This is a genomic window from Chitinophaga sp. 22308 (assembly GCF_052045305.1).
In the GTDB taxonomy this organism is placed as follows: Bacteria; Bacteroidota; Bacteroidia; order Chitinophagales; family Chitinophagaceae; genus Chitinophaga; species Chitinophaga varians_A.
Genome location: NZ_JBQEOP010000001.1, coordinates 1,023,459 through 1,046,629, shown reverse-complemented (window position 1 = coordinate 1,046,629; position 23,171 = coordinate 1,023,459). Strand labels below are relative to the sequence as shown.

22 protein-coding genes are annotated in these 23,171 nt (G+C 50.8%); 7 read left to right on the top strand and 15 right to left on the bottom strand.

What is annotated here, in order from left to right:
• Positions 1-25: 25 nt before the first annotated feature.
• Positions 26-778 carry an SDR family NAD(P)-dependent oxidoreductase gene (locus tag ACTJJS_RS04290; protein WP_440662566.1) on the bottom strand — a complete coding sequence of 251 codons (753 nt, stop codon included), beginning with the start codon at positions 776-778 and terminating at the stop codon, positions 26-28.
• A 95-nt stretch (positions 779-873) separates the two neighbouring features.
• On the opposite strand from ACTJJS_RS04290, the gene ACTJJS_RS04285 reads away from it, so the two are divergent.
• Positions 874-1,257, top strand: coding sequence for a winged helix-turn-helix transcriptional regulator (locus ACTJJS_RS04285; protein WP_440662565.1), 384 nt, complete (start codon positions 874-876; stop codon positions 1,255-1,257).
• On the opposite strand, the gene ACTJJS_RS04280 is transcribed toward ACTJJS_RS04285, so the two are convergent.
• The gene (locus ACTJJS_RS04280) at positions 1,241-1,741 is read right to left on the bottom strand and encodes a hypothetical protein (RefSeq protein ID WP_440662564.1); all 501 of its coding nucleotides are present in this window, start codon (positions 1,739-1,741) and stop codon (positions 1,241-1,243) included. The two genes, ACTJJS_RS04285 and ACTJJS_RS04280, sit on opposite strands and share 17 nt — an antisense overlap.
• A 3-nt stretch (positions 1,742-1,744) precedes the next feature.
• Positions 1,745-2,527 (bottom strand): hypothetical protein, encoded by a 783-nt coding sequence (locus ACTJJS_RS04275; protein WP_440662563.1) that lies wholly within the window; start codon positions 2,525-2,527, stop codon positions 1,745-1,747.
• 66 nt (positions 2,528-2,593) lie between these two features.
• Between ACTJJS_RS04275 and ACTJJS_RS04270 the strand changes: the two genes are divergently transcribed.
• Both ACTJJS_RS04270 and ACTJJS_RS04265 read left to right on the top strand, forming a co-directional pair.
• A complete protein-coding gene (locus ACTJJS_RS04270; RefSeq protein WP_440662562.1) occupies positions 2,594-2,929 on the top strand; it encodes a hypothetical protein in 336 nt (111 codons plus the stop codon).
• A gap of 70 nt (positions 2,930-2,999) precedes the next feature.
• The gene (locus tag ACTJJS_RS04265; RefSeq protein ID WP_440662561.1) at positions 3,000-3,911 is read left to right on the top strand and encodes a serine hydrolase; all 912 of its coding nucleotides are present in this window, start codon (positions 3,000-3,002) and stop codon (positions 3,909-3,911) included.
• A gap of 57 nt (positions 3,912-3,968) precedes the next feature.
• Here ACTJJS_RS04265 and ACTJJS_RS04260 read toward each other — a convergent pair whose 3' ends face one another.
• The gene (locus ACTJJS_RS04260) at positions 3,969-4,673 is read right to left on the bottom strand and encodes a LytR/AlgR family response regulator transcription factor (protein ID WP_440662560.1); all 705 of its coding nucleotides are present in this window, start codon (positions 4,671-4,673) and stop codon (positions 3,969-3,971) included.
• Complete coding sequence (locus ACTJJS_RS04255; RefSeq protein WP_440662559.1) at positions 4,670-5,701, bottom strand: sensor histidine kinase; 1,032 nt, start codon at positions 5,699-5,701, stop codon at positions 4,670-4,672. Before ACTJJS_RS04255 ends, ACTJJS_RS04260 begins: the two co-directional genes overlap by 4 nt.
• A 227-nt stretch (positions 5,702-5,928) precedes the next feature.
• Here ACTJJS_RS04255 and ACTJJS_RS04250 point away from each other — a divergent pair, with 227 nt between their 5' ends.
• Positions 5,929-6,822 carry an alpha/beta fold hydrolase gene (locus ACTJJS_RS04250; protein WP_440662558.1) on the top strand — a complete coding sequence of 298 codons (894 nt, stop codon included), beginning with the start codon at positions 5,929-5,931 and terminating at the stop codon, positions 6,820-6,822.
• Positions 6,823-6,902: 80 nt separating this feature from the next.
• Here the strand turns inward: ACTJJS_RS04250 and ACTJJS_RS04245 are convergent, their stop codons facing one another.
• The 6 genes from ACTJJS_RS04245 to nirB all read right to left on the bottom strand — a co-directional run bounded on the left by ACTJJS_RS04245 (position 6,903) and on the right by nirB (position 17,469).
• Positions 6,903-8,348 (bottom strand): rubredoxin, encoded by a 1,446-nt coding sequence (locus ACTJJS_RS04245; RefSeq protein WP_440662557.1) that lies wholly within the window; start codon positions 8,346-8,348, stop codon positions 6,903-6,905.
• A gap of 2 nt (positions 8,349-8,350) precedes the next feature.
• A complete protein-coding gene (locus ACTJJS_RS04240; protein ID WP_440662556.1) occupies positions 8,351-11,848 on the bottom strand; it encodes a molybdopterin-dependent oxidoreductase in 3,498 nt (1,165 codons plus the stop codon).
• 20 nt (positions 11,849-11,868) lie between these two features.
• Positions 11,869-13,158, bottom strand: a complete 1,290-nt coding sequence (locus ACTJJS_RS04235; RefSeq protein ID WP_440662555.1) for an MFS transporter — start codon at positions 13,156-13,158, stop codon at positions 11,869-11,871.
• An 18-nt stretch (positions 13,159-13,176) separates the two neighbouring features.
• The gene (locus tag ACTJJS_RS04230) at positions 13,177-14,496 is read right to left on the bottom strand and encodes an alginate export family protein (RefSeq protein ID WP_440662554.1); all 1,320 of its coding nucleotides are present in this window, start codon (positions 14,494-14,496) and stop codon (positions 13,177-13,179) included.
• A gap of 79 nt (positions 14,497-14,575) precedes the next feature.
• Positions 14,576-14,950 (bottom strand): nitrite reductase small subunit NirD, encoded by a 375-nt coding sequence (gene nirD, locus ACTJJS_RS04225; protein WP_247654810.1) that lies wholly within the window; start codon positions 14,948-14,950, stop codon positions 14,576-14,578.
• A gap of 23 nt (positions 14,951-14,973) precedes the next feature.
• Positions 14,974-17,469, bottom strand: a complete 2,496-nt coding sequence (gene nirB, locus ACTJJS_RS04220) for a nitrite reductase large subunit NirB (RefSeq protein ID WP_440662553.1) — start codon at positions 17,467-17,469, stop codon at positions 14,974-14,976.
• Between the two features lie 288 nt (positions 17,470-17,757).
• Here nirB and cobA point away from each other — a divergent pair, with 288 nt between their 5' ends.
• Complete coding sequence (gene cobA, locus ACTJJS_RS04215; RefSeq protein WP_440662552.1) at positions 17,758-18,483, top strand: uroporphyrinogen-III C-methyltransferase; 726 nt, start codon at positions 17,758-17,760, stop codon at positions 18,481-18,483.
• Between the two features lie 51 nt (positions 18,484-18,534).
• Here the strand turns inward: cobA and asnA are convergent, their stop codons facing one another.
• The 3 genes from asnA to ACTJJS_RS04200 form a co-directional block, all read right to left on the bottom strand.
• Complete coding sequence (gene asnA, locus ACTJJS_RS04210; protein ID WP_440662551.1) at positions 18,535-19,515, bottom strand: aspartate--ammonia ligase; 981 nt, start codon at positions 19,513-19,515, stop codon at positions 18,535-18,537.
• A gap of 210 nt (positions 19,516-19,725) precedes the next feature.
• Positions 19,726-20,019 carry a hypothetical protein gene (locus ACTJJS_RS04205; RefSeq protein WP_168869106.1) on the bottom strand — a complete coding sequence of 98 codons (294 nt, stop codon included), beginning with the start codon at positions 20,017-20,019 and terminating at the stop codon, positions 19,726-19,728.
• Positions 20,020-20,084: 65 nt separating this feature from the next.
• Complete coding sequence (locus tag ACTJJS_RS04200; protein ID WP_440662550.1) at positions 20,085-21,044, bottom strand: SRPBCC domain-containing protein; 960 nt, start codon at positions 21,042-21,044, stop codon at positions 20,085-20,087.
• Positions 21,045-21,182: 138 nt separating this feature from the next.
• Here ACTJJS_RS04200 and ACTJJS_RS04195 point away from each other — a divergent pair, with 138 nt between their 5' ends.
• Together ACTJJS_RS04195 and ACTJJS_RS04190 are read left to right on the top strand one after the other, a co-directional pair.
• A complete protein-coding gene (locus ACTJJS_RS04195) occupies positions 21,183-21,788 on the top strand; it encodes a 5'-methylthioadenosine/S-adenosylhomocysteine nucleosidase family protein (protein ID WP_168869108.1) in 606 nt (201 codons plus the stop codon).
• A gap of 11 nt (positions 21,789-21,799) precedes the next feature.
• On the top strand, positions 21,800-22,375 hold the full coding sequence (locus ACTJJS_RS04190) for a thioredoxin family protein (protein ID WP_440662549.1): 576 nt from the start codon (positions 21,800-21,802) through the stop codon (positions 22,373-22,375).
• On the opposite strand, the gene xth is transcribed toward ACTJJS_RS04190, so the two are convergent.
• The gene (gene xth / locus ACTJJS_RS04185) at positions 22,376-23,152 is read right to left on the bottom strand and encodes an exodeoxyribonuclease III (RefSeq protein WP_440662548.1); all 777 of its coding nucleotides are present in this window, start codon (positions 23,150-23,152) and stop codon (positions 22,376-22,378) included.
• Positions 23,153-23,171 lie beyond the last annotated feature (19 nt).

Sequence of the window (23,171 nt, the reverse complement as noted above, 5' to 3'; positions counted from 1 at the left end):
GCGCCTTTTGCAGTGACAACCTTCATCAAAACGCGCTATAGCGCAGACCACCATCCACTCCCACCATGGTGCCGGTCACGTACCTGGCACGGGGTGACACCAGGAATGTTGCCATATTAGCAATGTCCTGTGTTTCCCCGAAATCGCCCAGTGGTATTTCTTTTGATGCAAACTTTTGACGCTCCTCCCCCTGAAAAAACGGACGGATATTTTCCGTATCTATCAGGCCCGGCTGCAGGTTATTCACCCGGATGCCATATTTGCCCAGTTCTCCGGCCAGTTGTTTGGACCATACCACTACGGCGGCTTTGGCCACTGAAGATGCATTGATGGTACGCAATTCGAAGGTGCTGGTGATGTTGAGGATAACACCGTCGCGGCGCTCCATCATTTGAGGAAGGAATTGTTGCGTCAGCTGTCGCAGGCGGTCAAAATGCAGCAGGAAAGAGGCATCCCAGTCTTTGTCAGCGCCGATGACGTCTAGTGGCACGCTTTTGCCGGCGTTGTTCACCAGGATATCCACATGCCCTAATCCTGCGAATGCCGCTGCGGCTATTTTCTCCGCCGCATCGGTCGCCATAAAGTCCTGCGATAATATCACCGGTTCCACGCCTCCTGCCGCCACTACTTCTTCGCGCAGGCTGTTCAATAAATCTTCATTTCTTCCGGTGGCCAATACTTTCACGCCTTCAAGGGCCAGTTCTTTGGTGATGGCACGTCCCATGCCCTGACTGGCGCCTGTTACTACTGCTGTTTTTCCTTTTAAATAGAGGTCCATAACTGTTGTTTTGAAATTCTTTGTAAAAGTAAACAGCAACTGTTAATTTTATGTTGTATACCATCAATTGTGTGGTACATACAAATATGTGCGTCATGGCAAACAGAAAACAAAACTCGACCTATAGCCGCAATGAAAAATGCATCACCGGCTGCGATCTTACCTACGCTATTTACATGCTTGGCGGCAGATGGAAACTCCTGATACTGGATAAGCTCGCCGCACGCAAAATGCGCTACAGCGAGCTTAAAAAAGAATTTTCGTATATCACTGAACGTATGCTGACATTACAGCTCAAAACGATGGAACAGGACGGACTGGTAAAACGGACTGTTTATCCGGAAGTACCGCCCCGGGTGGAATATGAACTGACTGATGCCGCCCGGGAACTGGAACCCATTTTAAGCCAGCTAAGCAGCTGGGGCAATAAACAACGGAAGATAGCGCAACAGGAGGCAACGGTCAGCTCTCCCATGTGATTTCAGCCAACTGCCGCGGCTCTTTCCATTTCAGCACCAGCAGTTGGTCACAGGGTTTTCCATTGATATCGATGGTATAATCGAAAATTGCGAAATCGGCGGTACCATACTTACCATCAGGATAAAAGCCTACGCGTTTTAATCTCAGCTTTTGTAACAATGCAGTTGACTTTTCTTCGTCACTCGCCGCATCCCCAATGATACCTGCCACTTCCTCATTTTCCAGTTCTTCGATATAAAAACGGATGTAATCGCGTGTTTCACCTTCACCGGTGGTAAAATCATGCTGAATAGCCAATATGTTCTGGTTATCCAGCTGTTCAATGTCCTGCAACCATGACTTGATAAGGTCTGCCATTCCTGCATCAATGCTGGTGTGCTCAAAGTTCAGATCAAGTTTGAGGCCTGATGCAGTCGTCGCCTGGTAGTACTCTTCCAATTGAGCCAGGTTCATTTCCTCGAAGTAAGGTAATGAATATTGCATGTGTTATTTCTTTTCCAATTCTTTAATACGCGCTTCCTGTCGCTGCAGTTGCTGCTGAAGCTGTTCCATTTTCTTGTTTTGTTCTATCAGGTATAACGTCAGCTCTTCTATCTTCTTCATTTGTTGCTGCTGCATATCGCCCAGGTCCAGCCCGTCTTTCAGGATAGTTGCTGCTGCCGGGATTTCCGGGAGATGTTTATATTGACGGACATGTTTTTCCACTGCTTCAAGTGATGGCAGTACATACGCGGAGTCAAATACATAATCCGCCCAGCCGGTCTGCGTTACTCTCACTTTCTTAGCCATGATGTCACCTGCTACAGATAACATCGCGTAGGGTTTGTTGGTACCGATACCTACGTAACCATTGGGATTGATGCGTATCCGCTCTGTTCCGGCTGTCCCTATCACAATATTCTGGTTCATCTCAGGGACGGTGGAGTACCCAGACAATTCAATAAAGGATTTTACATGCAAATCGGTACCTCCGCCTGCCGTCAACCGCAGAAAGCCGTCATCCAATGTATGATAATCTTTGCTCCTTGCCCGGATCTCATACCCCGTTCCGGCTGTCAGCGGAGGGCGGGTACTCTGGTTGTTCAGGCCTCCGTTGATCGTCATGCCACCATCCATTAACTGAAGCTTGGTAGTTCCATCGTCAACGGTGCCCAAGACGATTCGTTGCGTGGTGGTTTTCCCTCTTTGTGTAACCGTCTCTAAAGTTTCCTGTGCATGTACGGCTAAAAATGTGGTGCTCAGTACAAAGGCAAACAAACATTTCTTCATAGGTTTTATATATTTTGAGCACGCTAATATAAATTATTTCATCTTATCCCTTATACCGAATTAAATATGCCCATTGCTACTACCTATTTCATCAAGGCACAGATACGCGGCGTTACATTCGACCAATTGTTAACTCTCTACGAACGTGAGATCCGCCTTGGAGGTGCTGACGAGGTATATATAGAAGATAATATGGTCAGGTTTTCGGGCGCTGCCTTCAGGGTGGGCCGTCACCGGGGCAAGTTCGCTGATTTTACCGATGGCCGGCTGATTATTGAGGAAACACCCACCGAATACCTCGTATCACTGGAGGCATCATGGCCTAAAACTATCCCGTTGTTCAGTGTATTTTTCACCAACCTGAGAAATAAACTGGAACAGGAAATATGGGGACTGCGCTGAACTTAGGGAAAAGGTACTTTTATTCCTCCACTTTTCTTTCTATCTTTTTGCCGTACAATTTCATCATTCCATGCATAGATTCACGCTGCTGGCATTGCTGCTATGGCCGGCCATTACGTTTTCCCAACTGAAGAAAAAGCCGGATGCCCGGCTGCAACAGGAACTGCAGCAGATCGTCGATAAGTTCAAAGGCACCGCCGGCGTATATGTGCAACAGTTAGCAACAGGCGAATGGGCTGCTATCAATGCAGACACCATCTTTCCGACGGCCAGTATTGTAAAGATCCCGCTGCTGGTGGGACTGTTTGATAAACTGGACAAGGGAGAACTGAGCTACCACCAGACATTGATATACCGTGACTCCGCCAAAACCGGCGGCTCCGGCCTGATGCAATTCTTCAAAGACAGCTCCGAAACAGAAGTCAGCATACTTGCTGCTTTAATGATGGCTTACAGCGACAACACCACTTCCCTCTGGAATCAGCAGCTGGCAGGCGGCGGCGCGGCCGTTAACGCCCTGCTGGAAAAATATGGTTTAAAAGACACCCGCGTCAATTCCCGTACTCCCGGCCGGGAAGAGAACCGGAAAATATATGGCTGGGGCCAGACCACCCCGCGTGAAATGGCGACACTGGTGACAAAAATCTTCCGGGGAGAAATCATCAGCCGCCCCTCCAGTGAACGAATGTACCGACTGATGACCAAAGGCTACTACGACGAACAGGCGCTCACCCAGATACCGCCATATGTGCAGGCCGCCGCTAAAACAGGCTCTGTCAACGAATCCCGCTCGGAAGTAGTGCTGGTCAATGCGCCACACGGGGACTATGTATTTTATATCGGCACCAAAAACATCCAGGACCAACGGTGGACAGCCGACAATGAGGCGGTCAACATGATCCGGGAAATTTCCGCGCTGCTTTGGAAACATTTTGAACCCAAAAGCAAATGGACACCCGTTTTCCGAAAGGACAAATATTAAATACCTTCAAAACTAAAAGCCCCGGCACCAGTGCCGGGGCTTTTAGTTTCAAATCAATTATTTTCTGATCAGGTGTCTGTCTATCAGCTGCATCAGCTCATCTTTATAAATCCTGCTTACCGGGATCTTATGGGTGCCTATCGTAATTTCATTACCTGATAAGGACTGTATCTTGTTCACCGCCACAATAAACGATTTCTGTATGCGCAGAAAACGGCATACCGGCAGCTGTTCCTCCACTGATTTCATGGTGGCCAGCGTCATAAACTTACCCTGCTGTGTATTGATCGTTACATAGTTTTGGGTACCCTCTATATAAAGAATATCGTCATAGTTGATTTTCTCGTAGCTGTTGTTGCACTTGATAAAGAAAAAATCCGCTTCCGGCGCGGGCGTATGTTTGATCGTCAACATGTCACGCGCACGATTGACCGCACGCAGGAATCGTTCCGGTGTGATGGGCTTCACCAGGTAATCCAATACATTCAGCTCAAAACCTTCCAGCGCAAAATTGGGATAGGCAGTTGTGATGATCACCAACGGGGGAGATGACAGCCCTTTCAGAAAGTCGATACCACGGACACGCGGCATTTCAATATCCAAAAACATAAGGTCTACCTGTTCGCGTGCCAGCATCTGACTGGCTTCCATCGCATTACAGCAGCTGCCAAGAAAATCCAGAATGCCGGTTTCCCTGACCAACAGTTCCAGCCCTTCTCTGGCCAGTGGCTCATCGTCAACAATGATACAACGCAGGTTCATATTATTTTCAAGGTCAGTTTTACAGTAAAAACAGTGTCACCCGGGGTGATCTGTAAATCATAGTTTCCTTTATAGATCAGTTCCAGCCGGCGTTTCACATTTTCCAGCCCGATACCGCCGGCGCCATTCACCATCGGCCGGCTGGTCACCGGCTCCACACTGTTCTCTACTTCCAGCAGGAAATCATTATCATGGTGGTCCAGTTTCAACCGGATATGATTGTCCTTGTGAGTATAGGTAGACACATACTTAAACGCATTCTCCACAAAAGGGATCAACAGCAGCGGCGCAATGGAAAAATGACGGACATCCGCTCCTACCTGGTAATCCAGTTGTAAAGCTTTCCCCTTCCGCAGCTGCTCCAGTTGCACATAATTGTTTAAGTACGCTATTTCCTTTTCTATCGGAATGGTTTCGGTATTGCATTCATACAACTGGTACCGCAGCATGTCCGCAAAAGTGGCCAGCGTACCGGCCGCCATCTCCTGGTCTTTTCGGATGAGCACATAAATACTGTTGATAGCATTGAACAGGAAATGCGGGTTCATTTGCGATTTGAGGAAGCGCAGCTCATTTTCGGTCCGTTCCTTTTCCGCTTCACGTTGATGCCGTTCTTCCACCAGCCGCTCCTTGATGGTTTTAGCCGCAATAAATACAAAACAAACATAAAAGTTGGTCATCGCTGTATAGATGGCAAAAGAAAAAATGCCGCTTATCTTCGCCATGGGATGATCGCCTTTGACCAGCAACAACATCAGCCACGCAATCAGCAGTGACATCACGGCCCAGCATCCGGTGGCAGTCAGCGCAAACCGCCAGTACTGCCTGCGATAGAAATACTGTGGCATCAACCAGTAAATAATAGCATACACCAGTATGGCCTGAAAAAACAGGTATAGAGCATTGTTACGCAGCGCCTCCCCTACAGACACATGGTAGGTAGCACACGTGGAATAAGTCCAGAAACACAGGCTGGCCAGCCAAAACAGGATATGTGCTCCTTTATATGTGGAAAAGAATCGTCGCATAAGTACGGTAAAGTAGCAAGGCCCGGGGAAGTTAACAACATTTATTGACGAAACCTGTCTTCTGATGGATTAAATGCCTCTCTGCCCCGCTTCCGGGTATCCTGGCAGGCATTATCCGCGTGAAACAATGTTTCGTCCGTTATAAACAGCTTCTTGTCAAATTGATTTTTATCGTCCCCGCAGAATAATTCACTTTGTACCCGGATCAACCGATAAAACAACTCCATATGATACCATTCTTTAAATACGTACCTGTCCGCATTTTTACGTTCATCTGCCTGTACCTGGCGATGATCAGGCCTGAAGTATCTGCACAACATTATTCCTTCGGCGTCAAAAAAGAAGGCAAAGGCAAAGTCGTTATTTTTATTCCGGGCCTGTACTGCTCCGGCGAAGTGTGGGAGCAATCTATGGCACATTACCGTGACCATTACACCTGTTATGCCCTGACGCTGCCAGGGTTTGCTGGTCAGCCTCCCATCAAGTCCGACAGCCTGCTGATAAGCATCACCCGCGAACTGGCAGGATTTATCCGGGACAACAGGCTTGACAAACCGACTGTCATTGGACATAGCCTCGGCGGCTTTATAGCGCTGCAACTGGGCATCCTATACCCGGACCTGCCAGGTAAAGTGATAGCGGTGAGCGCCGGCCCTTTCTTCCCGGCATTTGCCATGGGCCCGGACGCCACCCCGCAACAAACACGCGAAATAGCCGCCAATATGCAGAAGGCCATGGCCACCCTGACACCGGAACAAACACGCGCCAACCAGTTGATGATCCTGCCCAGCCTCATCACCGACAGTATCAACCGCATACCGGTAATGAACATGGCCATGCGCAGCCACTCCCCTACCCAGGCCCAGGTGATGTATGAACTGTACACCACCGACCTGCGGCAGCAGCTGAACCTGATCACCTGCCCATTGCTGGTGCTGGCAGACTGGATAGGCTATAAAAACTATGGCATTGGCCGCGATATGGTACTGGGAAATTATCGCACACAATATCAGAAAGCCCCGCAAGCTGTCATTTCGATGTCAGATGATGCCCGCCATTTCATTATGACCGATCAGCCTGAATGGTTCTTCAACCAGGTAGACACCTTCCTGGGACGATAAACGGAAAACCTGCTTTGAAAACATACAGCCGCCTCCTTACGGAGACGGCTGTATGTTTTTTATCCCGGGCAACATAAAAATCAGCTCGTAACGGTCACGGCTATCTCCCGGAAAGTTTCCTTCCCTGCTTCACACACCGAACAACAGTAACCTTCAGGCAAAGCCGTAAACGATGTGCCGGCAGGCACTTCCTGCCACTCGTCGCCAGCCGTTTCATCATATACCGTAAGGCAGGACACACACTGATGCACCTTTCGCACGGCGTCTGCCTTCATTACCGGCAATTGCTGCGCTTTTACAAAATGTTGCAGCATGTCCGTCTCGCTTCTTTGTTCGTAAAACAACTTACATAACGAAGCCACATAAGGCCCCAGCTGCTCCTTGGACACATCTTCCCTATAAGGCGCCAGCACAGCGGAATTGGCATTAAAGCCCGCGGTATAGAGGATATCATACCGCTGCATGTATTTCAGTTTGCTGCCATGACGGCTCGCCTTTTTGCGGATCACGATATTACCGAACAGGCTTGTCTGCTCCTTCATCCGTACACTGAAACACAGTCCGTAGGTACGCACGTCCGCCACATCAAAATGCCGAATGATGTAACGTTTTATAATCAGTCCGTCTTCACTGTTATCTTCCACCTGCCAGTTCAGTTCATTGGCGGCATGCCGCACATTGATAGCATATTTTCCCAACAGATAATCCCACAAATACCGGTGACCGGCATCAATATTTTTAATCACCAGCGATTTCCACGGAGTGCTGTACAGCTGGCCCGTGCGGGTTTCCATGCAAAGGCGGCATACTTCCTTTAAAAAGGAAACCGGAAACGTTTCATCCCGGCGATAGATCCCCAGCCAGTAGCTGTTATCCTGCTTATTAAACCCTTCGTAGTAGGGCAGATGGAAAGCAGGGAACTCCGGCTCTCCATCGCTCTCACGAAAAATATAGGAAAGCAGCGCTTTGATGTCATTAAAAACAGCGGCAGGCTCCAGTCCGCGCAGCATCAGCGTTTCCGCCGCTTTGCTGACAGCCGCAATGCTGTTGGTATAAATCAGCTCCGGCCAGCGAAACAGCTCCTGGCTGCCGGGCAAACGCAGGTACAGGTGCCAGTAGTGGGCCGTGTGCGACGATATCCAGTTGATATGCCCGGTGAAAAGCGGAACAAAAGTTTGTTTGCTGTCACAGATGTTGACCTTTAATAGCGGCAGATAATCAAACTGGTTAAAGATATCTTTATAGATTCCCTCCACCAGCCAGGTATCATGCAGAAAAATGCCGGCAGCCGGATAAGTGCTCAGCATATTTGGGTACTCCGAAAGATCTATCTGGCGGTCATGACAGGCGGTTTTAAAAGCCGACAACAGCTTATATGGCACGTCCAGCAACAGCTGCTGCCGCAGTCCGAAGCGTACCTGCGTGACCGTAGCCGCTTCCGCTATTTCGAGCAGCTCCAGCAATATGCCGGGCGGAATAATGCCGCCCCTGAAATTGACTTGTATGGTATGTGATTGTCTGGCCATAATTAAACCGGTACAGATACCGGAACAGCGAGGCTTTTTTCCAGTATTGATTTGATCTCCGAACGACAGCTGCCACAGCCCATTCCCGCGCCGGAAGCCTCGCACAGCTGCTGCAACTGATGACAGCCGGAAGCTATCCTCTCCTGTATATTCCCCTCGCCTACATTGCCACACGAACAAATAAGCCGGCCGATAACGGGTGTCCCCTTTTTGCCGGAACGCAATAGTTCCAGCCGTTTGTCTGACAGCTCCATACGTTGCTGTATCAGATCACGGAACTCGGGGAACTCCGATTTATCGCCGATGAGGATAGCGCCTACCAGCCTGTCCTGGTGAATAATACATTTTTTGTAATAACGTTTGGCTTTGTCGATAAACACCACTTCTTCATAAGCCGGATCATCCGGCGTTTCCACCATGCCCAGTGAGCAGAAATCGGCCCCGTGCATTTTGAGGATGTTCATCGTCAGTGAACCCTGGTAGTAGCTGCCGATATCGCCGTTCAGATAGCGTGCCACCACCGCCGCCTGCTGCTCCGCTGCTGCGGTAATGCCGTATAACATCCCTTTGAACGAGGCTATTTCACCGATCGCAAAAATATCCGGATCGGCGGTCTGCAGGTATTCATTCACGATCACACCGCGGTCGCAGGGCAACTGCAATGCTTTGGCCAGCTCGATATTGGGCACCGTGCCGATAGACATCACCACAGCCTGACAGGCAATATAGCGGCCGCTCTTCAGGTGAATGCCTTCCAGCTGTCCTTGCCCTGAAAAACGGTCTACCTCATCATTATAGTAAATCTCGATATCCCGGTCTGTCAGTTCCTGGTACAGTAGCTGGCCTCCCAATGTGTCCAGCTGCCGGTCCATCAGCCGGGAGGTACGTTGCAGCAGCCCTACCGCTATCCCCATCTCTTTCAGGGATGCCGCCAGCTCTATGCCCAGCAGCCCTCCGCCGATGATCATTACCTTTCCTTTCTGCGGATCAACATGGGCTTTGAAGGCGTCCGCATCGTAGCGGGTACGCATGGTAAAGATGCCTTCCAGTGCCGGCACATGGCGCAAAGTAGCGGCACGGCTGCCAGTGGCCAGTATCAGCAGATCATACGTATGTACGTTACCATTACTGTCCTTTACTGTCTTTTGTGAACGGTCGATATCCACAATGCTGACTCCCCTGTGCAAAGTAATGCCGGTCGCTTTCTCTTCGCTGTAGGTCATCTTCACCAGCTGTTTCCAGGACTGGGCGCCGCTGATATAGTCCGGCAGCATCACCCTGTTGTAAAACGGCTGGTCTTCTTTGCCGAAAACCACCAGCTCGTCGGTGGTGTTCAGTTCACGGTACGATTTCACAAACCCGCAGGCAGCGGCGCCGGCGCCAATGATGACGATCTTCTGTACCGGTTTCCGGTAACGTGCTACCTGTACGGCGGCAAACTTAAAATCCGGTTGTTTGGAAATAGGGTCCAGCCGCTTGCTGGTGAGGTTATTGGCCCGGTGTAAATCGTTGTGTAGTATTTTCCCCCAGTGCATGGGCAGAAACACCACGCCTTTTTTGATCGTATCACAAACGCGGGCTTTTACCTGCACTTGACCACGAATATTCGTTACCGTTACGATGTCGCCATCAGTGATGTTCCGCTCCGCAGCATCTTCGTGGTGTATTTCCAGGAAGGCGCTGCCGATATGCTGTTTCAGCTTGTTTACCTTACCGGTTTTGCTCATCGTATGCCACTGGTCACGGATACGGCCGGTGGTAAGGATAAGCGGCCATTCCGGCGTGAGCGGTTCCGACCGGTGGTCATCTTCAAAGCTGTGTATCACCGCTTTGCCGGCGCCGGTATAAAACCGGTGGTCGGTAAACAGCCGCGGCGTTCCTTTTCCCATGTGGTAAGGCCATTGCACACTGCGCTGCGCTTTCAGGATATCGTAGTTCAGTCCGCTGATATCGATATTAGTACCGGCGGTCAGTTGTACATGTTCTTTGTAAATATCTTCCGTTGTGGCGTAGTCAAAGCCCTTGTAACCCATCCGCTGCGCAAAACGGCAAATGATTTCCGCGTCCGGAAGTGCCTCTCCGGGCGCCTCTGTGATTTTACCGAGGTAACTGATACGGCGCTCCGCGTTGGTCATAGTGCCTTCTTTTTCAGTCCAGGCGGCAGCAGGCAGCACTACGTCCGCATAACGCAGCGTTTCCGGTTTGGAAGAAATTTCCTGCACTACCACGAACTTCGCCTTTTGCAGCGCCGCTTCCGCAAAGCGCACGTCCGGCTGACTGATAAGCGGATTGGTACACATGATCCAGATTGCTTTCAGGCGGCCGTCGTGCAGCGCGTCAAACATTTCCGTGGCTGTAAGGCCGGGCTTTTCCGAGATAGTGGTGCCACCCCAGAACTGCTGCACTTCCCGGCGGTGCGCCGGGTCACTCAGCAACCGGTGGGCAGGCAACAGGTTGGACAGGCCACCGACTTCACGGCCGCCCATCGCATTCGGCTGACCGGTAAGCGAGAACGGGCCGCTGCCCGGCTTCCCGATATGCCCGGTGATCAGATGCAGGTTAATCAGGCTAAGGTTTTTATTGGTACCGGCAGCGCTCTGGTTCAATCCCATTGTCCATAAGGACATAAAGCCGCCTGCTTTGCCGATCCATTCCGCCGCTTCATAGACAGCAGCGGACTCAACGCCGCAGATGGCCGCTGCTTCTTCAACGGTGCGTTCCATCACCGTTGTTTCGTACTTCAGGTATCCTTCCGTATGCGCATCGATAAAAGCAGCATTGATATCGCCGTTTTCGATCAATGCCCTTCCAATGGCATGATGCAACACGATGTCTGTTCCCGGGTTAATTTGCAGATGAAGGTCTGCGATGCTGCAGCTTTGCGTAACACGTGGATCACTGACAATGATCTTCAGTCCGGGGTTGGCCGCCTTTGCCGCTTCTACCCGCCGCCAGAGAATAGGATGGCACCACGCGGGATTAGCGCCGGCCACCAAAATACAATCAGCCTTTTCGATGTCTTCATAAGTGCCGGGCACCGCGTCTTCTCCCAGCGCCAACTTGTAGGCCGCCACCGCACTGCTCATACAAAGCCGGGAATTGGTGTCGATGTTATTGCTGCCTATAAATCCCTTTATTAATTTGTTGACAACGTAATACTCTTCGGTGAGACATTGTCCGGATGCATAGAACGCCACTGCGTCGGGGCCATGTTTCCGTATGACGGACGCGAACACGGCCGCGGTCCGCTCCAGCGCCTGGTCCCAGCTTACCCGCTGCCGCGGCAGGTTGCGGTGGTAGCGCATTTCAGGGTAGAGCAACCTGTCAGACGTGTCCATGACGGTATAATGCAGGTTCATTCCCTTGGAACACAACATCCCTTTATTCACCGGATGGTCAGGGTCGCCTTCCACCTGCAGTTTTCCCTGCCGGTCTTTATGGACCAGTATACCACATCCCACACCGCAATAACAACAGGTCGTTTTAAGAGGAGGCTGCATAATGCCTTTTTTATTAATGATCAGGATACAACTACCGGTGCTTCTTCTATTGTAACGGCGGCTCTTTCGGCTTTTGGTGTGAAACGGGTAAAAAGTACCAGTCCGCCTACCGTCATCACCGTCATGCCGATGTAGCTGAAAGCATCGACATAAGTGATATGATCTGATTTAAACAAAAAACCAAACAACATACCGCCGATATTGCCGCCTGCGCCAACAATACCATTCACCAGGCCGGCATTGCGTTTACTCAGGAACGGCACGATGCCGTAGGTGACACCGTTGGCCATTTTCAGGAACAAGGCAAAACTCAGCATGGCAACGATGGCCATCCCCAGCGAACCAGCGCTGGCAAATAAAAGCAGACCGGTGCCTTCCAGCATCAACATCACTGCCAGCAGCCATCCTTTCCCTCTGATGCCCGCTTTGGCCCCGGCTTTGTCTGCCGCCATGCCACCCAGCGCACGGGCAAAGAGGTTCATAAACCCGAAGACGCCGGCCCAAAAACCAGCGCTGCTCTGCGATAAATGAAAGGTGTCCACAAAATGCAAAGAGGCCACATTATCAAAAGTGATCTCCATCCCGAAACACATCCCATAAGCCAGGGTCAGCACCCAGATGCGCCAGTCACGCAGCACCGACCAGTCGATGCTGTCCGCTTTTTCCGACCGCTGTATCTCATCAAAATTCCCCTCGGGCGTATCTTTGGTGTAACGATAATACAGCCATGCCACGCCCAGCATCATCAGCCCCGGCAGTATCATCGCATAGCGCCAGGCCTCCCCTTTCGTATAGCCGAAACCGACAATAGCGGCAAAGATCAGCGGCATCACCATATTGGTGACGCCACCGCCAAGGTTGCCCCAACCGCCGGCAACGGCATTGGCCGTCCCTTTGATGTTGGGCGCAAACATCAGGGAAGTATGAAACTGTGTGATCACAAAAGAGCCGCCTATCACGCTGATGGCCAAACGAAACAATAAAAAAGACATATAGTCTTTGGACAGGCCCACCAGGAAAACGGGCAGCGAACCCAGTACCAACAGGCGGACCGCCGTTTTGCGCGGCCCCCACAGGTCGCAGAGGCGGCCAATCAACAGCCGGGCGATAATAGTGCCCGACACGGAGGCGATCATGATATTGCCAATCTGCGCCTTGCTGAGGCCCATGTCTTCCCGGATGGTAGGCATCAGCGGGGCCAGGCCAAACCATCCGAAGAAACAAACAAAAAACATCAACCAGGCGATATGGAAAGTCCGCATCTGTATGGAATCAATACGGAATATATTGAGTGTTGTTAGAGCAGGCATAATTATTTAGTTATTTGGTTATTTGTTTATCAGCCATTCAGGGTGGATATTGACGGTCACATAAGCCCAGTTGTTATTACCGGACGCATTATTGACCTGCTTTATCAAAGCCAGGGAAGGCGTGCTCCAGAAGTGGCTGTAACCGGCTTCAAAAGCAATCATACTGGTCAGTGTATACGTCGCCGTTATATCTACTTCTGTGCCCAGCCGTTTGCCGTTACCGGCAATGGCTGCTGCGCTGAAGAATTCATGCACATCGGCGCCGGCGGTGAACCGACTGCCGGGTTTCCATTTGCCCCGGAGGTAATAGTCCTGTAATCCCTTACTGCCAAAAGGGCTGGCCACATAGAAATAATCCATATACCCCCAGAACTTATGAGGCGTACCATACAACGGATCAAAATCAGGAGAGGTAAAATCAGCGCCGGCACCTGCACTGACACGCCGGTTGAAACCATATTGCAGGTATCCTGTCAGCAACGAACCGCTGACATCCTGCGCGCTGCTGCTGGTCCCGCCCTGGTAATAGGCAGCTGCGGTCCACGACAGGTTGTTGTACTGCCCGGTATAATACAGCCCGGTGGTATAACGGTTATGTACAGACGCTTCCCACTTTTTCTGGGCAGGGGTAACGGTACTGTCTATATGAAATTTGGGGAACTGGTCTGCCAGCAGCAGAAAAGAAAGGTTGCTTTGCCTGAACTTCCGGGACACATATACGAATTCCAGGCTTTTGTAGGCACCGCCGCCGTTGGTGTTCGCGGGGTAGTTACCGGGTGGGACCGGATTGTACACTGTTCCCGCCGCGTATTCTTTATTCTGGTTAAATGCCAGTCCTGCATGTGCGGTCCATACCGCTGTTTCATATTTTACCAGCAGGGCATCGTGGCGGCGCCCCTGCTGGAGCCAGTCGAGGTTGCCCAGCAAACGGCTGTCGTCATATACCAGTTCCTGCCGGCCTATTTTAAGCGCCAGGCGCCGGTCCTTTGTCACGGTGTCCGTCAGCAGGACTTCGGCCCAGGCCTCATGCAGCATGAAGCCGTTATTATCAGGCGTGGTGGTGCGGTTGATAGTGGATGCGTCCTGTCCCCAGACGCGTATATCCTGTACTGTTAGCCCCAGCTTCAGGCGGTAAGTGTTCAGTCCGGCCATCAGGCGGGTACGCTGGGACGTAAAGAAAGCGGGAGATGTTCCCTGTAGTTTGGGAGCGCCCTGTCCGTCGCGCAGTTCTGTGCGGGTACGCAACTGGGCGCCCAGTGTAAACTGGCCATAGCCGTGCTGCGACAGCAGCAGCCCTGGCAGTATCCAGGGGATCCCGCCTTGAAACCATTTTTTCATGTACCTTTGGTTGATTTTATTTGAGCCAATCAATATAAGATCCGAAACCCGGCCAGCCTGCCCGCTGCCGGGTTTCAACTTATACTGTTACCATTGCTGTTTCTTCATTTACGCCTATATACACCTGGCCATCTACTACCTTTACCGGATAAACGTTAAGTGAGCATTCTGTTTCGTCTGACAGGCAGCGCCCGTCAAGCAGTGAGAATGTTTTTTTATGAAAAGGGCAGGCCACTTTGGGCTCATCCTTTAGCGTGCCGGTCATACCGCGGCTCAGGGCCATCTGTTTGCGGTGCGGGCAAAGGTTCTGCGTGGCATACCATTCGTCTTTACGGGCAAAATAAAACAGGGCGATTTGTTCCTCTCCATATTTCACACATACGCCGCCGTTAGACGGCACATCCGATGCTTTACATGCCAGGAACCAGTGAATCGTTGTTGATGACATAGACATAACAGTACATTTTAATGATGCGATTATTTCCACTCTGCAGCTTTCTTCTGATTGCGCAGGGTCTCAAATTTTACAGTAGGGTCTTTCTCTTCCGGTGAGTTGACAAAATGGGAAAAGCGTTTACGCAAGTCCGGGTTTTCCACTACTTCCTTCCATTCGCACTTGTAGCTGTCTACCAGCAGCTGCATCTCACTTTCCAGCTGTGCGCCGATGCCCAGGCTGTCCTGTACTACTACGTTTCGCAGGTAATCGATGCCGCCGTCCAGTTTATTGAGCCAGGTGGCCGTGCGGGTCAACGGGTCTGCGGTTTTAATATAGAACATCAGGAAACGGTCAATGTAACGGATGCACGTTTCGCTGTCCAGGTCGGCGGCCAGCAGTACCGCGTGTTGTGGTTTGGAGCCGCCGTTGCCGCATACATAGAGGTTCCAGCCTTTCTCCGTGGCGATAATGCCGAAGTCTTTGGACTGCGCTTCCGCACATTCGCGGATGCAGCCTGAAACGGCCGATTTGATTTTATGCGGCGCCCGGAGGCCGCGGTACCGTTCTTCTATGCGGATAGCGTAACTCACGCTGTCGTGCAGTCCGAAGCGGCACCAGGTAGAGCCAACGCAGCTCTTCACCGTACGCAGCGCTTTCCCGTAGGCGTGGCCGCTTTCAAACCCTGCATCGATCAGTTCCTTCCAGATAAGCGGCAGGTCGCTGAGGTGCGCCCCGAAAAGATCGATACGCTGGCCACCGGTGATTTTGGTGTAGAGATGATATTTCTGTGCCACCATGCCGATGGTGATCAGTTTCTCCGGAGTGATTTCCCCGCCGGGGATACGTGGCACCACTGAATACGTACCGCCTTTCTGAATATTGGCCAGATAGCGGTCGTTAGAATCCTGGGCCGTGTCATTACCCTGTGCCAGGATCATATCGTTCCACAGGCTGGCCAGGATGGAAGCCACCACTGGCTTGCATACTTCACAACCTTCGCCGTGGCCGCAGTGGTCCAGCACTTCATCAAAAGAGCGCAGTGTATTGATCCTGATGATGTCCAGCATTTCCTGGCGGGAGTAGGCGAAGTGTTCGCAAATCACATTGCGGATGTATTTACCCTGTGATTTGAGCGTGGCGGTGATAATGTCTTTCACCATGGGCGCACATCCTCCGCAGCAGGTGCCGGCTTTTGTGCATTTTTTGATATCATCGAAAGATTCGTGCCCGGATGTTACCGCCTCGCAGATCGCGCCTTTGCTGACGCTCTCACAGCTGCAGATCAGCGCCTCGTCCGGAAGCGCGTCTACACCGGCGCTGACAGCTGCGCCTTCCCGTGCGGGCGGTGCTAACAATGATGCCGGGTCTGCCGGCAGGGCCATTTTATTTTTCACTGTTTGCAGCAGCATATTATAGGCGCTGGCCTCTCCTATCAGGATGCCTCCCAGGAGCTGTTGCCCGTCGGGTGTAACGTCGATGCGTTTGTAAATGCCTTTGAGCCGGTCTTCAAATACAATGCTGTGGCAGCTGTCTGCGGGTGAAAAAGGATCGCCAAAGCTGGCCACTTCCACGCCGATGAGTTTGAGACGCGTGCTCATATCAAAACCGGTGAAGGCTTTGCTGTCCCCGCAGAGATGCGACGCCGCCACTTCCGCCATTTCATAGCCTGGTGCTACGAGGCCATAGATCATGTTTTGATAGAGGGCACATTCGCCGATCGCATAGATGAGCGGATCAGACGTCTGGAGTTGTTCATTTACCACGATGCCGCCACGGGGACCGGTTGCCAGCCCTGCAGCCACGGCCAGTTCATCGCGGGGCTTGATGCCGGCTGATATCACCAGCATGTCCGTTTTCAGGAACGTGTCGTCTGTAAATTGCAGGCCGCTGACGGTTTCTTCGCCGGTTATTTTCCTGGTATTTTTACTGGTGAGCACTTTCAGGCCCAGCTGCCCCAGTTTTTCCTGCAGCAGTTGAGAGCCTTTGTCGTCTATCTGCCGGGGCATAAGCCGCGGCGCGAACTCCACCACGTGAATATTAGTGATGCCTAGGTCCAGCAGGGCTTTGGCAGCTTCGAGGCCCAGCAGGCCACCGCCTATTACTGCACCGCTGCGGGCTTGTGGCGCATAGGCCTTCATCATTTCCAGGTCTTCAATGGTACGGTACAGGAAGACGCCCTTTTTTTCTACGCCGGGTATGGGCGGCACAAAGGCTGCGGAGCCGGTGGCCAGAACGAGATAGTCATAGGTCTCTACGATGCCGCTGTAGGAACGTACTGTTTGCTGCTGTCTGTCAATGGCAATTACCGGGTCGGCCAGATGCAGCCGGATGCCCTGCTGCTCGTACCATTCGGTGGTAGCCATTAAAAGATCTGCTGTTGAGCCTTCAAACCAGGAGGTGAGATGTACACGATCATAGGCCGGACGGGGCTCCTCGCCAAATACGACCAGTTCAACAGGCGTCTTGGGGGATTTGGTGAGGATCTTTTCGCAGAATTTATAGCCCACCATGCCATTTCCAATAACCACGATTTTCATTGGAAGAGATTTTGGATGGAGAATTTATATTAAGAATTTTTCAATACGATATTTCTAAGAACACTTACCATCATTCCTTACACCAATCATTCTATTTTGATTATGAAATTAGTTGTTTTGACTGTATTTTTAAACAGTCAAAACAAAATTTAATCATATTAATTAATTTATAATATAAATAGAAAACAAGTGGTTACCCTTAGCAGGCGTGGATCAGGAACAACCCGGACGGGTAGTTTTTTAATGGTCAGCCAGCAATTATTTAACATTAATTTATTTACCATATAAATGAAAGCACCATTTTTATCTTTAATCGGCGCCGGCCCGGGAGACCCGGAACTGATTACGCTCAAAGCGGTCCGTGTGCTTGGCCAGGCAGACGTAGTCCTATATGACGCACTGGTAAACCCGGCGTTGCTGGATCACGCGCCACCGCAAGCCATCCGGCAGTATGTAGGCAAACGTTGCGGCCGACATAGCCTGCCACAGGAAGAAATCAACAGGCTGATAGTGGAAATGGCCCAACAGTACGGCCATGTGGTGAGGCTGAAAGGAGGAGACCCCTTCGTTTTTGGAAGGGCTGTGGAAGAAATTATTACGGCGCAGCAACATCATATAGGCGTGACTGTTATTCCCGGCATCAGTAGCGCCACAGCGGTACCGGCCTCACAGATGATACCCGTTACCTCCCGGGGCGTGGCGGAAAGTTTCTGGGTAACGACCGGCACCACCTGCTCCGGCCAACTCTCCGGCGACATCGCCCTGGCAGCGCAGTCTACTGCCACAGTCGTTATCCTTATGGGCATGCACCACCTCGGGGACATCCTGCAAATATTTATAGATCATGGGAAACAATATACGCCGGCAGCTATTATACAGGAAGGCACCACGCCACAAGCACGCATTGTAACAGGCACGGTCAGCGATATTCATCTCCGTGCACAACAAGCCGGCATCGGTCACCCGGCCATAATTGTTATCGGAGACGTGGTATCGCTACATCTCCAGGCATAAAAAAATCCCAAAAAGCACATACCTTTTGGGACTTTTTCAGTATTTAAATATTTAGATATTTTCCGGCCAGATGCAGGACTGTACATCGGAAATATGTTTGCGCTGCAGCAGGAACATGCACAGGCGGGACTGCCCGATGCCGCCACCCATACTCAACGGATATACGTCGTTTAATACATTACTGTGGAACAATAATTCACTTCTGCTTTCGCAATCTTTGAGTGCAAGCTGTTCACGAAGCGCGCCAGCGTCTACCCGGATACCCATGGAAGACAGCTCCAGCGCACTGTCCATAGCCGGGTTCCACAAGATAAGGTCCCCGTTCAGGCCATAGAAACCTTCTTCGTTAGCGGTAGACCAGTCATCATAGTCCGGGGCACGGTCATCATGCACCGCCTGATCAGACAACAAGCCACCGATACCCATGATAAACACCGCGCCATATTCCTTCGCAATACGGTTTTCTCTTTCTTTGGGCGTAAGGCCCGGATAACGTTTCAGCAGTGTTTCACTATCGATGAAATACACGGAAGCAGGCAGGTCCAGCGCCTTTTCGTGCGCCTCCTCCAGCATGGCGTTAGTATCCAGGATAGCCTGGTAGATCTGTTCTACTGTCTCTTTCAGGTAACTGATACGGCGATGCTCTGCCAGGATACGCTTTTCCCAGTCCCACTGGTCCACGTAAAAGCTGTGAACAGGCGACACCACTTCATCCGGACGGATGGCCCGCATGTCTGTCACGATGCCCTGTTCCGGCTCCAGCCCCAGCTGATGCAGGCGCATACGTTTCCATTTGGCCAGTGACTGAACAATCTCCACCGGATAGGGGATATTTTTCAGGTTGAACTTTACGGGTTTTTCCACGCCGTTCAGGTCATCATTAAATCCTGTACCGGATTGAACGAACAAAGGGGCAGATACTTTGGTCAGCGACAGCTGTTGGCTTAACCGTGCCGGGAAATAATCTTTAATGAGGGATATTCCCTTCTCCAAATGGAGGATATCGTTTGTTTTTGCAGTTAATGTGATCATCTTGTTAGTTGATATAAGATTGTTTTGGATATATTTCAACGTTTAATGCAAAACTATAAATATTCACTAACAAATGATCACATCTTGAAATATTTTTTCAACAAAAACAGGATATGTTTAATGAAAAATCATAAAAACTATACAAATTTTGCAATTTTACTATACCGATCTTGCTAATATATTTTAATATATTGATTATCAACTGTATACTTAATGTATATTAGCTTCCAGCCACTTCTTCAGCGTTTCACGCTCCTCCTCTGTCAACTTCACTTCATTGCCGAGCGGCATACGTCCTTTTACAAACACCTGTTTATAGATGTCCTTTGCATTTCTTTCCATGTTCCTTTCTTTGAAAATGCGGAATGGGTTATTGCGGACATGACAAATATTGCATTTGGTCTGGAGCACCAGCAGGGCTTTCTCCTTGTCATCTTCCGGAATGGTGGCAGTGGCTATGGGAGTTACGCTTAATAGGGCAAGGAGTATGATCAGGTATTTCATTGTTTTTAACTTTACCCAAAATTACCCGTCGCTACCCCCGGAAAATAGAACAAAACCGACAGCCCTTATTTTTTCATGGGGGTGATTAATGTAACCGCGGCCTCACAAAGTCTTTTAATCAGCACCAGCACCGTACCCCAATAGTAGTTGACATGCCGGTCCGTGGCGTATTTGCCAGTATTCGTCTGGGTGAAGTCCAACACCGTGCCTTCAGGGGTGCTTGTCAACCTGAAGGTGATAATGCCATACTGCCCCGGTTCATCCGGCCTTTCGGAGAGGGAACTCCAATGTGTATAAACCAGCAGTTTTTCCGGTTCCAGTTGCAGTATCACGCCTTTGTTTTCAAAAGGTATCCCATGCAGATCACCGGTAAACACCAGCGGACTGCCCACCTGCCAGTCGGACGCAACCTGTACCGGCGTATCCATCATCCACTGCTTTATTTTTTCAGGAACAGTGAGCATTTCCCACACATTCGCTGCCGGCGACTGAATAAGTACTGATTTATTCACTGTATTACCGGCAAACAACTGCGCGTCGATTCTCTCTTTTTGCCGCAGGTGGTGTTGCATATGCACCACCGCAAAACGCAGCCATTCCGCCGCCGTAAAATATCCCAGGCCCGGGTGCTTCGTTTTGCCTCTGGCAGCTGCAAAATCACCGCCGTGGCATAGCTTCGCAACTGACTGCTGGATGGACAACAGCCCTTGCCGCAGCTGGTCAAGGCTTTCCGGCTGAGGAATAAACGTGTTAGTGGCAGGTCCTGCAATCTGTATGTCCGGAAACCCGTTGGCCAGTATCTGCCGGCCTTCTTCGGTCATCTCCTGATCATGATGTTCCCGGCTCACCAATGCCGTCTCCACCTGCTCCACATACCAGCCGGTATCATCGATAATATGCCTGTATACCTGTCCTAGCGACCATGCCGCGGCGCTGGTTGGCCGGCAGACCATCTCCAGTGAATAATCGTCCAGAAAAGCTATCCATTGCTGCAGGGTGTCATTAAATTGTTGCTGTGGGTCCATCGTAAGCCTAAAGTAATAAATGTAAGTCAATATCGCGGTATCCCACAGGTAACCACGCTCCCAAAACACCGCTCTGCTACCGCATTTTAACGTAACTTTGCGGCAGTTTTCAATTACTAACACAACCGTAGAACATATATGATCCAGGAACCGTCAGTACAGACGCAGCATATCACCAGCCTGTTGAGCCAGCGACCACTTTTTGTCTTTGCACTCAGCTCCGAAGCAGCGGAAGAATTTAACGGGGACAATATCCTGATCGCCGGCATCGGAAAGGTGAACGCCGCTTTTAACCTGACTAAAAGGATACAGGAAGAAAGACCCGCACTGATCGTCAACCTGGGCTCTGCCGGCAGTAACACTTTCAAACGTGGCGAAGTAGTATGCTGCAACCGTTTTATACAGCGGGACATGGACGTTACCGGTCTTGGCTACCGTAAATATGAAACGCCATTCTCCAACCTGGAACCGGTGCTGGAATATGGTCTTCAGCTGGACGGCTTTCAGTATGGCATCTGCGGCACAGGCGACAATTTCGAGACGGGCCACAGTACTGTTGATTACAATGTGATCGATATGGAAGCATATTCCCTCGCGATGGTGGCCATGAAAGAGAATATACCTTTTCTGTGCCTGAAATATATCACGGACGGCGCCGATGGCGGTGCAGCAGAAGAATGGAGCGTACAGGTGCACCATGCTGCTGCGGCCTTCCGGAAAATTATTTCCGGCCTTCAACAATAAAAATGTGAGAGATGAATTTTACAGACTATCTGCAGCTGTTTGAGAACATCCTGCAAGACGCGGAACCGAAGGCTCCTTACAGCAACCCCGACTATTTCAATTATACAAAACTCAACTGGTCGAGACAACAACGCTGGCTGAAAACCAGTGTGATCAACGAAGACATCACAGCTGCGGTAAAAAATATCACGGCGCCGCAACAGTGGGTGATCATCACCGAACCCTGGTGTGGCGATGCTGCGCATATTGTGCCTTTCCTGCACAAAATAGCGGCACTGAATCCGCTGATCACCATCGACATACAGTTACGTGATACACCTCCTTTCCTGATAGAACAGTATCTGACCAACGGCACCAGGTCCATCCCCAAACTGATCATCCGTGACCAGGACGGCAATGATATGGCCGTATGGGGCCCCAGGCCCGCCGAATGCCAGGTGTTGTACAACCGGCTGAAAGCAGAGAAAGCAGACTTTGAACGGACGAAGATCGAATTACAGCAGTGGTACAATGAAGACAAAGGCAAAAGTTTGCAGGCCGAGTTGCTGGAAGTACTGACAGCAGTACAGAAAATCACCCCTGCCTGATCACGCGCCTTTTAGTTCTATCCATACCGGCGCATGGTCGCTGGACTTCTCCCATCCCCGCACGTGACGGTCCACGCCCGCAGCCACCAGGCGCTTATCTACCTCGGGGCTCAGCAGAAAGTGGTCTATCCGCAGGCCGGCATCCCTTTCGTAAGCATTACGGAAGTAGTCCCAGAAAGTATAAATCTTTTCATCGGGATGCAGCTTGCGGATAGCGTCTGTCCAGCCTTGCGCCACCAGCGCATGGAAAGCCGATTTTATTTCCGGCCTGAACAGGGCGTCATCCACCCAGCGTTCCGGTTTATATACATCCAGGTCAGTAGGCATCACATTGTAATCACCGGTAAGAATGACCGGCGTCTTCTGCGAAAGCAGTTCCTGTGCATGAGCCGTCAGCCGCTTAAACCAGCTGAGCTTATAGTCAAACTTCGGCCCTGGCGCAGGATTGCCATTTGGCAGGTACAGGCAACCAATCAATACCCCGTTGATAGCAGCTTCCATATAGCGGCTGTGTACATCTTCCTCATCTCCCGGCAGCGTTCTTCTGATTTCCTGCGGCACACCTACTTTAGACAGGATAGCAATACCATTCCAGCTCTTCTGGCCATGCCATATCACATCATATCCCGCTTCGCGGATAGCCAGCTCCGGAAATTTCTCCTGCGGCGCTTTTAGCTCCTGCAGGCAGGCCACGTCAGGCGCAGACTCTTTCAACCAGCGTAGCAGCACCGGCAAACGGGCATTGATACCATTGACATTATAAGTCGCGATTTTCATGGAAACAGGTCTTGGTTAG